Origin of the sequence: Pseudomonas sp. GM30 (assembly GCF_000282275.2) — a bacterium.
Classification (GTDB): domain Bacteria; phylum Pseudomonadota; class Gammaproteobacteria; order Pseudomonadales; family Pseudomonadaceae; genus Aquipseudomonas.
This window is the reverse complement of the sequence record NZ_AKJP02000030.1, coordinates 133,504-145,308: the sequence shown is the minus strand read 5'-3', so window position 1 is coordinate 145,308 and position 11,805 is coordinate 133,504. Positions and strand designations below refer to the sequence as shown.

The following is an 11,805-nucleotide window of genomic DNA, read 5'->3' as shown; positions in this document are numbered from 1 at the left end:
AGCAAGCTCGCTCCCCCAGTGGATCTTCAGTGAACACAGCATTGGTGTTCGGCACAGATCCATTGTGGGAGCGAGCTTGCTCGCGAAGGCGTCAGTTGCAGCACCGCCAATCCGAGGGAGTCAGCGCTTGGCCAGCTCCATGATCATCCGCGACAACAGATAAATCCGCGGCGTCACGCTCGCCACTTCGGCGTATTCTTCCGGCGTATGAATATTGCCGCCGACAATCCCGAAACCGTCCAGCGTCGGCGTGCCCACGCCGGCTGACAGGCTGGCATCCGCCGCACCACCGCTGCCCTCTTCGGTCAGCTTGCGGCCGATTTCGCCGTAAATCCCTTGCGCCATGGCCATCAAGCGATCCGACTCCGCCGTTTGTGGCATGGGTGGCAGCCCGCGTTTGAGGCTGGTGGTAACTTCGGTTTCGGCGATCAGCTTGTCCTGCGACACTCGCGCCAAGTCTTTCTCGATCCGGTCGAACTCTTCCGGCACCGCCGCACGTACGTCAGCCTTGGCGGTGGCGTGATCCGGGATCACGTTGGTGCGGTCACCGGCCTGGAGCACGGTGAAGTTGATGGTGGTTTTCTTCGCTTCGTCGCCGAGTTTGCCCAATTGCAGAATCTGGTGCGCCGCTTCCATCGCCGCGTTACGCCCCAGTTCCGGCGCGACCCCGGCGTGTGCAGCCTTGCCTTTGACTTCGACCAGCGCCGTCGCGCTGCCCTTGCGCCACACCACCAAGCCATCGGCCGGACGCCCCGGTTCGAGGTTGAGGGTCACGTCGTGGGCCTTGGCGGTTTTCTTGATCAGGTCGGTGGCGACGTCCGAACCGGTTTCTTCGCTGGCGTCGAGCAGGAAGGTGATTTGCGCGTAGTCCTTGAAGTCCAGATTCTTCAGAATCTTCAGCGCGTAGATCCCGGCGACGATGCCGCCCTTGTCGTCCATCACCCCCGGCCCGTAGGCGCGACCGTCCTTGATGTGAAACGGGCGCTCGGCGGCGGAACCTTCCTTGAACACCGTGTCCATGTGCGCCATCAAAAGGATTTTTGCCTTGCCAGTGCCTTTGAAGGTGGCCAGCACATGATTGGATTTTTCCGGGGTATTGGGCACCAGTTCGATGGTGGCGCCGAGCTTTTTCAGCTCATCGATGGCGATCTCGCTGACTTGTTTCAGGCCCGGTTCATAACCGGAACCGGAGTCGATGTTGACCAGCCGTTCCAGCAGTTTCAGGGCTTCGGGTTGATACTGCTCGGCGTCGGCCAGCACTTGCTTGTGCGGTTCGGCGAAGGCGCCGGCGGAACTTAGGGCGAGGGACAGGCCGAGACTGGCGGCCAGCAGCGAGCGGGAAAATGAGAACGTCATGAATCGATCCTTGTTTCGCGTCGGGGGGATTGAACCGTACCTTACATCGACGCAAGGCTCTATAGCGGATGCGACACCTGAGCCGCCGACACCGAACACCTGTGGGAGCGAGCCTGCTCGCGAAAGCGAAGTGTCAGCCGACATCAATGCCACTGACAGAATGCCTTCGCGAGCAAGCCCGCTCCCACAGGGAATTGTGGTGAGCAGTCAGACCGAATCGAGCAGTTCCTGCTTCGGCAGATCATCACTGTTGCAGATCACCCGATTGCGCCCGCTCGCCTTGGCCTCATACAGCGCCTGATCCGCATCATTGAGCCAACGGGTCGCATCGCCGTGCGCCGGTTCGTAAGCCGCCAGACCAATGCTCAGGCTGACCTTGAGCGCCGGGTTCTGCTCGTAACCCAGGGTGGCAAAACGTTCGCGCAAGGCCTCCATCGCCTGCGCGGCATTGAACAGCGGCAGGTCGGGCAGGATCACGCAAAACTCGTCGCCGCCATAGCGCCCGGCGACGTCCGCAGCGCGCAGGTTCTGCTTGAGCATTTTGCTCAACTGGCGCAGCACGATGTCACCCGCCACATGCCCGTAGGTGTCGTTGATCGCCTTGAAGTGATCGATGTCGATCAACGCGATCGCTGCGCCCTGCTTCTGCCGGCGGCAACGTTGAAAGGCGATTTCCAGTTGATCCTTCCACGCGCCGTGGTTGAGCAGCCCGGTAAGGCTGTCGGTGCGGCTCAGCGCCAGCAGTTCACGCTTGTGCAGACCCAGCGTGTAGGCCTGGCGAAAGCAGATCCAGCCCAGCGCCAGCGGGTACAGCATCAGCAACGGCAGACACGCATACAGCTGCAGAGGCGAAGTTTGCGGGATGAACGCCGGGGCGAAAACCACCAGGCCGACGCCGATACCGAGGATCTGCGCCGCCAGGCCTGCGGCGAGAAAACGCAAACCGCCGATGGCGACATTATTCATCGCCATCATCGAAACGGTGGTGGCACTGGGCAATGGATTGAAGTGCATGGCGGCGACCCAGAAGCCGCCCATAAAGGCGTCAACCAACAGATTGCGGTGTTCCGCATGGTAAGGAACGCTGGCACGACGGGCCCATTGAAACGCCAGGTGTGGCCAGAGCAGGCCATTGAACAGCATCAACGCCCAGACCCACAGCGGCGGATCGAGCGGGTACATCGCCGCGCTCACGCACAACAGCCCCAGCACCAGCCCGAGGGTTCGCGATGTATAAAGCCTCCTGGCCAATGAAAGTCCCTTTCCCCCCTTGTTTCGCATAAGGGCCTCGACCACTCAACGGAACCTGCGCACACCCTCAGACGGATGTGCTGGAAGTCTAACAGGCAGCCGTTAAATAGCTATCGCCGGCCAGCCACCCGCCTCCACTTATCCCACTGTGGGAGCGGGCTTGCTCGCGAAAGCGGTCGTCCAGTAGACATCCCTGTGTCTGACACTCCGCTTTCGTCGGAACGTAGCCCGGAGCAAACCCGCTCCCACCCGGCAAATTTTTAGCTATACCTGAAAGGACGAAAACGGAAAAACGACTATAAGAAGGAGGCCCATGCAGACCTACCGAGTGTTGATCATCGGCAGCGGATTTGGCGGCCAATGCGCGGCGGTCAACTTGCTCAAGGCCGGGATCGACGATTTTCTCTTGCTGGAAAGAAGGGATTTTTTCGGCGGCACCTGGTGCCAGAACACCTACCCCGGTGCGGCGGTGGATGTGCCGTCGCCGCTTTACTCGTTGTCGTTTGCGCCATTTCCCTGGACACAGATGTTCGCCGCCCAGGCCGAACTGCATCGCTACACCGAACACGTCATCGAGCGCTTCGGCCTGCGCGAGCGCGTGGAGCTGCAAACCAACGTCGAACGCATCGAATGGGACGACGTCGAAAAGCGCTGGGCGGTGCACTCCAGCAAAGGGATTTTCTACGCGCAGTTCGTGATCAACGCCTCCGGGCCGTTGAGCCAACCGGTGATCCCCTCCTTCCCCGGCCTGGATCGCTTTGAAGGCAAGACTTTTCATACCAACAATTGGGATCACAGCTACGACTACCGCGGTAAACGCGTGGCCATCGTCGGCAGCGGCGCCAGTGCCGCGCAGGTGATTCCGGCGATTGCCGCCGAGGTCGAGCAATTGCACGTGTTCCAGCGCACGCCACATTGGGTGCTGCCGCGTGCCGATCGCACGTTCGGGCCTTTCCAGCGCTGGCTGCTGGGTGTCAAACCGGCGTACAAGCTGCTGCGCTGGCTGCTCTACTGGCAATTCGAAACCCGGGTGATCGCCTTCAAATATTCGAAACCGGCAATTCACCTGGTTCAGCGTCAGGCGCTGCGTTTTCTCAAGCAACAAGTGCCGGACCCGGTACTGCGCGTAAAACTCACCCCGGACTTCACCATCGGCTGCAAGCGCATCCTGCTCTCCAGCACCTATTACCCGGCGCTGACCCGGCCCAATGTCACGCTGCACAGCCGCGAACAAGGCATCGCCGAAATCGATGAAACCGGGATCACCACCACGGACGGCCAGCACATCGACGTCGATTTGATTGTCTGGTCGACCGGCTATGACGCCACCGACGGCGTGGTCTCCTACCCGGTGACCGGCAAGCACGGCGTGCAACTCAAGGACGTCTGGGCGCAGTACCCGCGCGCTTATCTGGGCACCAGCCTGCCGGACTTTCCCAACCTGTTTATCGTCACCGGCCCGAACACCGGCATCGGCCATACCTCGGCACTGTTCATCATCGAAGCGCAGATGAACTACATCCTCGACTGCATCCACACCCTGCAGTCAAAAGGCCTGCGCAGTATCGAAGTGCGCCCCGAAGCGGAACGTACCTACACTGCAATGATCCACCGTGAGATGGAACGCACGGTGTGGAAGTCCGGCGGCTGTCACAGTTGGTATCAGAGCAAGAGCGGTCATGTGATCGCGATATTTCCGGGCTTCAGTTTCAGCTACTACCGGTTGACCCGGGCGCTGAAACCGGCTGACCACATTCTGTCCTGAACACGTAAAAGGAAGACGTCGATGCTTGTGCTGTTTGTCGCTCTCGCGGTTTTCGTGGCCTGGAGCTGGTTGAGTTACCCGGCGGTCGGGCATTGGCTGTATGACCTGAGCACGGCGCTTGAGGCCAAGTTATACAAGTTGCACAAAATCGAGGTGCCGATTGCCGAAATGACGGTGTCGACCTGGCAAGGAGGCCCTTATGAGGCGGCCAGCGCGATTCTGATGCTGCACGGCTTCAGCGCCGAAAAAAACCTGTGGCTGCGCTTCGCCAGGCACTTTGTCCGCCAGTACCGGGTGATCATTCCGGACATCGCCGGCCATGGGGAAACCGGGTTCAAGGCCGGTGGCGGCTACGACATTGCGCTGCAGGCCAAGCGCATGATCCAGTTGCTCGATGTCTGCGGCGTGGAGAAAGTGCATGTGATTGGCAACTCGATGGGTGGCTACATCGCGGCATGGCTGGCAGCGACTTATCCGGAGCGGATTGCCTCGGTGGCGCTGATCGACCCGGCCGGCGTCACTGCTCCGCAGGCCAGCGACATGGAGCGCCATCTGGCCCGTGGGCATAACCCGTTCCTGATCAACTCCCGGGAGGAATTCCGCCAGTTTTACGCGATGACCATGGCCTCGCCACCGTGGGTGCCCGGGCTGGTGCTGGACGCCATCGCCCAGCGATACGAACGCCAGCGTGACGAACTGGAAGAGATCTTCCGCGACTTTCGCGCCAGCCCACCCATGGAGCCGAAACTGGCCGAGATCAAATGCCCGGCGCTACTGCTGTGGGGGCGCAAGGACCGCTTGATCGACGTCAGCAGCGTGCCGGTGTGGAGCAAGGGCATCGCCAATTTGCGGGTCGAAGTGTGGGACGGTGTCGGACACATGCCGATGGTCGAACAACCGGGGAATACCGCGCGGTTGTATCGGGAGTTTCTGGGTAATCAGCGATGAAACCCACAGCAGTCATTGTGGCGAGGGAGCTTGCTCCCGCTGGGGCACGAAGCGGCCTTGATCCTGCGAATGCGACTAGCCTGTCTCGACACGGCATCGATCTCAGGTCTGCTGCGCAGCCCAGCGGGAGCAAGCTCCCTCGCCACAAAAAGCTCTCTTGGCGGCATAGGTTCGGAAGGTCGAAATGAACATTCTCTACGACGAACGCCTCGACGGTCCGCTACCGGAAGTGAACAAGGCCGAGCTGCTGAAAACCCTGCAGCGCGCCCTCCCGGATCTCGACCTGCTCTGGCGCGAAGACGAACTCAAGCCGTACGAATGCGACGGTCTGTCGGCCTATCGCACCACGCCGATGCTGGTGGCCCTGCCCCGGCGACTCGATCAGGTACAACCCCTGCTCAAGCTCTGCCATCAACACAACGTACCGGTGGTGGCCCGTGGTGCCGGCACCGGGTTGTCGGGCGGCGCGCTGCCGCTGGAAAAAGGCCTGCTGCTGGTGATGGCGCGCTTCAACAACATCCTGCACATCGACCCGGCGGCCCGTACCGCGCGGGTTCAGCCCGGGGTGCGCAATCTGGCGATCTCCCAGGCCGCTGCGCCGTACGGCCTGTATTACGCGCCGGATCCGTCGTCGCAGATTGCCTGCTCGATCGGCGGCAACGTCGCGGAAAACGCCGGTGGCGTGCATTGCCTCAAGTACGGTCTGACCGTGCACAATCTGCTGAAAATCGAAGTGCTGACCATCGAAGGCGAACGCCTGACGCTGGGCAGCGAGGCGCTCGATGCGCCGGGTTTCGATCTGCTTGCGCTGTTTACCGGCTCCGAAGGTCTGCTGGGGATCATCACCGAAGTCACGGTCAAATTGCTGCCCAAACCGCAGCTCGCCAAAGTCTTGCTGGCCAGTTTCGACTCGGTGGAAAAGGCGGGCCGCGCCGTGGCCGACATCATCGCCGCGGGGATCATTCCCGGCGGCCTGGAGATGATGGACAACCTGGCGATCCGCGCCGCTGAAGACTTCATCCACGCCGGTTACCCGGTGGATGCCGAGGCGATCCTGCTGTGCGAACTCGATGGCGTCGAAGCCGATGTCCACGACGATTGCCTGCGGGTGCGCGAGGTCATGCTTCAGGCCGGCGCCAGCGAAGTGCGGCAGGCCCGCGATGAAGCCGAGCGTGTGCGCTTCTGGGCCGGGCGCAAAAACGCCTTTCCGGCCATTGGTCGCTTGTCGCCGGATTACTACTGCATGGACGGCACCATCCCGCGCCGCGAATTGCCCGGCGTGTTGCACGGCATCGCCCGCCTCGGCGCCGAATACGGCTTGCGCGTGGCCAACGTGTTTCATGCCGGCGACGGCAACATGCACCCGCTGATTCTGTTCGACGCCAACCAGCCCGGCGAACTGCATCGCGCCGAAGCGTTAGGCGGGAAGATTCTCGAACTGTGCGTGCAGGTTGGCGGCAGCATCACCGGTGAACACGGGGTCGGCCGCGAGAAAATCAATCAGATGTGCGCGCAGTTCAACAGCGCTGAGCTGAGCCTGTTCCACGCGGTCAAAGCCGCGTTCGACCCGCAAGGCCTGCTCAACCCCGGCAAGAACATCCCGACCCTGCATCGCTGCGCCGAATTCGGCGCGATGCACATTCATGCCGGGCAACTGCCATTCCCCGAACTGGAGCGTTTCTGATGGTTGACGTCGACGCCAGCGGCGCGCTGCTCGAGCAGGTCAACCAGGCCCGGGCCAACGCCACGCCGCTGAAAATCCAGGGCGGCAACAGCAAGGCGTTTCTCGGCCGCGAAGTGGCCGGTGAAGTGCTCGACGTCCGCGCGCATCGCGGCATCGTGCGCTATGAACCGACCGAGCTGGTGGTCAGCGTGCGCGCCGGCACGCCGTTGCGCGAGCTGCTCGCGGCGCTCGACGCGGCCGGGCAGATGCTGCCGTGCGAGCCGCCGGCCTTCGGTGAAGGCGCCACTGTCGGCGGGATGATCGCCAGCGGACTGTCCGGGCCACGGCGGCCATGGTCCGGTTCGGTGCGCGATTTTGTCCTCGGCACCCGGGTCATCACCGGTCTCGGCGAGCACTTGCGCTTCGGTGGCGAAGTGATGAAAAACGTCGCCGGCTACGACCTGTCGCGCCTGTTGACCGGCAGTTTCGGTTGCCTCGGCGTGCTGACCGAAGTTTCGCTGAAAGTCCTGCCGAAACCGCGTCAATGCCTGAGCATCCGCCTCGATATCGATTGCGCGCGGGCGCTGGCCAGGTTGGCCGAATGGGGCCAGCAACCGTTGCCGATCAGCGGCGCCTGTCATGACGGGCAAAGCCTGTATCTGCGCCTTGAGGGCGGCGAAGGCTCGGTCACCGCCGCGCATCAACGGCTTGGCGGCGACCCACTGGATTCGACGTTCTGGCGTGACTTGAACGAGCAACGCCTGAGCTTTTTCGATGAGGGCCTGCCGCTGTGGCGCCTGTCGCTGCCGAACAATCTCGGGCCACAGGATTTGCCCGGCCAGCAACTGATCGACTGGGCCGGCGCGCAACGCTGGCTGAAGTCCGATCACGAGCACATCCAGATTCTTGCTCAGGAACTCGGCGGCCACGCCACCTGCTTTACCCATGGCGCCAGCGACACGCCGTTCCAGCCGCTAGCCCCGGCGCTCATGCGTTATCACCGGCAACTCAAGGCGCAACTCGACCCGCAAGGGCTGTTCAACCCCGGCCGGATGTACGCGGAGTTCTAGCCATGCAAACCACCCTCAGCGAACAAGCCCGACAACTGCCGCGTGCCGCCGAGGCGGAAAAAATCCTCCGCACCTGCGTGCATTGCGGGTTCTGCAACGCCACCTGCCCAACGTATCAATTGCTCGGCGATGAACTCGACGGGCCGCGCGGACGCATCTATCTGATCAAGCAAGTGCTAGAAGGCGCACCCGCTACCGAGCAGACACAACTGCATCTGGATCGCTGCCTGTCCTGCCGCAATTGCGAAACCACCTGCCCTTCCGGCGTCGATTATCACAACCTGCTCGACATCGGCCGGGCAGTGGTCGACAAGGCCGTGCCGCGCCCTGCCGCCCAACGCCTGCTGCGCGAGGGCTTGCGCGCACTGGCGCCAAATCCCGGCGTGTTCAAGGGTTTGCTGCGCGTTGGTACAACGTTCCGCCCCTTGCTGCCGCGAATGTTCGAAAGCAAATTGCCGCAGCGCTCGCCAGCGTCCGGTACACGCCCTGCCCCGCGCCATGCGCGTCGGGTGTTGCTGCTCGAAGGCTGCGTGCAACCGGGCCTGTCGCCGAACACCAATGATGCAACGGCGCGGGTGCTCGATCGGTTGGGGATCAGCGTCACGCCGGTGGCCGAGGCCGGTTGTTGTGGTGCCTTGGACTATCACCTCGACGCCCAGGCCAAAGGCCTCGACCGCGCCCGGCAAAACATCGACGCCTGGTGGCCACACCTGGAAAACGGTGCCGAAGCGATCGTGCAGACGGCCAGCGGTTGCGGCGCGTTCATCAAGGATTATGGGCATCTGCTGGCAAAGGATCCGCGCTACGCCGACAAGGCGCGGCAGATCAGCGAACGGACGCTGGATCTGGTGCAGATTCTCGCGCAGGAACCCCTGGAGACAGTGTGTGCTGCCAGCCAGCGGCGGATCGCCGTGCATTGCCCCTGCACCCTGCAACATGCGCTGAAACTGGGCGGCGCGGTGGAGGCGCTGCTGACCCGCCTGGGTTTTAACCTCACGGCGGTGCCGGACGGGCATCTGTGCTGTGGTTCGGCCGGCACCTATTCGCTGACCCAACCGACCCTCGCCCGGCAACTGCGCGACAACCGCCTCAACGCCTTGGAAAGCGATCGTCCAGACTTGATCGTCACCTCCAACATCGGCTGCCAGAATCATCTGGCCGGCGCCGGACGCACGCAAGTTCTGCACTGGATCGAACTGGTGGATCAGTCGTTGGCAGAATGAAGTTCGTAGGATTCTTCGTTTGCCGCCGCCAGCGAAGGCTGCGATCTTTTCCTCCATCCATTACGTGACCGTGGCAGGAATTTTTTTCATGACCGTGCAGCCTTTCGTCAGCCCCGACCTGATCCGCCAGCGCTTCTCCAGAGCGATGTCCGACATGTACCGCGAAGAAGTGCCGTTGTACGGCGCGCTGATGGAGTTGGTGGAACAGACCAACCGCGAAGTGCTGGCCGCTCAGCCGGACATCGCACGGCAGCTCGACAGCACCGGTGAAATCGCGCGCCTGGACATGGAGCGCCACGGCGCCATCCGCGTCGGCACGGCTACAGAGCTGGCGACCCTCGCCCGTTTGTTCGCGGTGATGGGCATGCAACCGGTGGGTTATTACGACCTGACCCCGGCGGGCGTGCCGGTGCACTCCACGGCGTTTCGCGCGGTGCATGAAGCGGCGCTGCAGGTCAGTCCGTTTCGGGTGTTCACCTCGTTGCTGCGCCTGGAACTGATCGAGGATCCCGAACTGCGGGCGTTTGCCGAATCGGTACTGAATCAGCGTTCGATCTTCACCCCTGCGGCATTGCGTCTGATCGAGCAGGCTGAGTCAGCCGGTGGGCTGAATGAGGATGAAGCGGAGGAATTTGTCCTGCAGGCACTGGAAACCTTTCGCTGGCATCACAGCGCAACCGTCACCGCCGCGCAGTACCAGACCCTCAGCGCTCAGCACCGTCTGATCGCCGATGTGGTGGCGTTCAAAGGCCCGCACATCAATCACCTGACCCCGCGCACGCTGGACATCGACAGGGTTCAGGCGCAAATGCCGGTGCACGGCATCACCCCGAAAGCGGTAATCGAAGGGCCACCGCGCCGGCAATGTCCGATCCTGCTGCGCCAGACCAGTTTCAAGGCGCTCGACGAGCCGATTGCCTTCACTGACCAGATTGGCACTCAAGGCAGCCACAGCGCGCGCTTCGGCGAGATCGAACAACGTGGCGCGGCGCTGACGCCCAAGGGTCGGGCGCTGTATGACCGCTTGCTGAATGCAGCACGCGATGAACTCGGCGACTTCCCCAACGAAGGCAACGCCGCACGCTACAACGCGCTGATGACTCAGCACTTTGGCGAATTTCCTGACAGCGTCGAGGGCATGCGCGCACAGGAGCTGGCGTACTTTCGGTATTTCCCTACGGAAAAAGGCTTGGCGGCGGGTAGCCTTAAGTCGGCATCGCTGGAGGATTTGCTCCGCGAGGGCCATGTGAAAGCTGAACCGTTGGTGTACGAAGATTTCCTGCCGGTGAGTGCGGCGGGGATTTTTCAGTCGAACCTTGGGGATGCCGCGCAGACGCACTATAGCGAACACTCGAACCGCCAGGCGTTTGAACAGGCGCTGGGGCGTGCGACCATTAATGAATTGGGGTTGTATGCCGAGACGCAGCGGCGTTCAATTGAGGAGTGTGCCCAGGTTTTGGACCTGAAACTGTTCTGACTGTGGCGAGGGAGCTTGCTCCCGCTGGGCTGCGAAGCGGCCCTCGTTTTGGGAGCGCTGCGCACTCCAGCGGGAGCAAGCTCCCTCGCCACAGAATCAAATGCTGCCTCTAGCGCAATCGTGACAACAACGCGAAACGCTCGACGCTGGCACTTGGCCTTACTGCGCAACTTCTTGCGCACTTGTTCAGCAAAAAAACCTGATCATCTCGCTGCAGGCCTTGACTGGCGTGGCTCACAGCCAAGTGCGCAACTTCTTGCGCAGTACTGCGCAAGAAGTTGCGCACTTTCCCTCTCGATTCAGCAATAAACATCGGCGAAACCGCAGCCTAGAGCCACTTCACCCCCGGTTGCCGGGACCTTCGACAAACCTGGCACGCTCCTTGATAACAGTCAGGCACCCACCGGGCGATTTCGCCTCCCGGGCACCCTAAATTTATCCGCAAGGAGAGCACCCCATGGCAACACCAGCGTACATGTCGGTTACCGGCGAAAAACAAGGCCTGATCACTGCCGGCGCCTTCACCGCCGACTCCGTTGGCAACACTTACCAGGAAGGCCACGAAGACCAGGTCATGGTTCAGGCTTTCAGCCACGACGTAATCATCCCGCGTGACCCACAATCCGGTCAGCCAACCGGTCAGCGCGTGCACAAGCCAGTGATCATCACCAAGGTCTACGACAAGGCTTCGCCTCTGCTGCAAGCTGCTCTGACCTCCGGCGAGCGTATGAGCGAAATCGTAATCCAGTGGTACCGTACTTCTGCTCAAGGTACTCAAGAGCACTACTACACCACCAAACTGGAAGACGCGATCATCGTCGCCATCAACAATAAAATGCACAACTGCCAGGATCCAGGCAACTCGCACTTCACCCACCTGGAAGAAGTGCAGTTCACCTACCGCAAAATCACCTGGACCCACGAAGTATCCGGTACTTCGGGTTCCGATGACTGGCGTGCTCCAGTCGTTTAATTACGGCTGATCGTTACAAGCATCGACCAGCCCTGCTGGTCGATGTTGTTTACGCCCCTCCAGAATTTCGCGTACGTTG

9 protein-coding genes are annotated in these 11,805 nt (G+C 61.8%); 7 read left to right on the top strand and 2 right to left on the bottom strand.

The genetic code is table 11. The features are described from left to right. Positions 1-120: 120 nt before the first annotated feature. Positions 121-1,356, bottom strand: coding sequence for a M20/M25/M40 family metallo-hydrolase (locus tag PMI25_RS24150; protein ID WP_007968904.1), 1,236 nt, complete (start codon positions 1,354-1,356; stop codon positions 121-123). A 207-nt stretch (positions 1,357-1,563) separates the two neighbouring features. Further along, on the bottom strand, positions 1,564-2,637 hold the full coding sequence (locus PMI25_RS24145) for a diguanylate cyclase (protein ID WP_007968903.1): 1,074 nt from the start codon (positions 2,635-2,637) through the stop codon (positions 1,564-1,566). A 283-nt stretch (positions 2,638-2,920) separates the two neighbouring features. Here PMI25_RS24145 and PMI25_RS24140 point away from each other — a divergent pair, with 283 nt between their 5' ends. The 7 genes from PMI25_RS24140 to PMI25_RS24110 all read left to right on the top strand — a co-directional run bounded on the left by PMI25_RS24140 (position 2,921) and on the right by PMI25_RS24110 (position 11,726). Continuing rightward, entirely contained in the window at positions 2,921-4,372 is a 1,452-nt protein-coding gene (locus tag PMI25_RS24140) for a flavin-containing monooxygenase (protein ID WP_007968902.1), read from the top strand. 21 nt (positions 4,373-4,393) lie between these two features. Next, positions 4,394-5,320: an alpha/beta fold hydrolase gene (locus PMI25_RS24135; protein WP_007968901.1), complete on the top strand. Its 927-nt coding sequence runs from the start codon at positions 4,394-4,396 to the stop codon at positions 5,318-5,320. A 184-nt stretch (positions 5,321-5,504) separates the two neighbouring features. Then, positions 5,505-7,004, top strand: a complete 1,500-nt coding sequence (gene glcD, locus PMI25_RS24130; RefSeq protein WP_007968900.1) for a glycolate oxidase subunit GlcD — start codon at positions 5,505-5,507, stop codon at positions 7,002-7,004. Beyond that, positions 7,004-8,053 carry a glycolate oxidase subunit GlcE gene (glcE, locus tag PMI25_RS24125; protein WP_007968899.1) on the top strand — a complete coding sequence of 350 codons (1,050 nt, stop codon included), beginning with the start codon at positions 7,004-7,006 and terminating at the stop codon, positions 8,051-8,053. The genes glcD and glcE overlap by 1 nt, the downstream gene beginning before the upstream one ends. 2 nt (positions 8,054-8,055) lie before the next feature. Then, positions 8,056-9,276, top strand: a complete 1,221-nt coding sequence (glcF, locus tag PMI25_RS24120; protein ID WP_007968895.1) for a glycolate oxidase subunit GlcF — start codon at positions 8,056-8,058, stop codon at positions 9,274-9,276. 88 nt (positions 9,277-9,364) lie between these two features. Then, positions 9,365-10,753, top strand: coding sequence for a 2-oxoadipate dioxygenase/decarboxylase HglS (hglS, locus tag PMI25_RS24115; protein WP_007968893.1), 1,389 nt, complete (start codon positions 9,365-9,367; stop codon positions 10,751-10,753). A 457-nt stretch (positions 10,754-11,210) separates the two neighbouring features. Beyond that, the gene (locus tag PMI25_RS24110) at positions 11,211-11,726 is read left to right on the top strand and encodes an Hcp family type VI secretion system effector (protein WP_003226246.1); all 516 of its coding nucleotides are present in this window, start codon (positions 11,211-11,213) and stop codon (positions 11,724-11,726) included. The last annotated feature ends 79 nt before the right edge of the window (positions 11,727-11,805 follow it).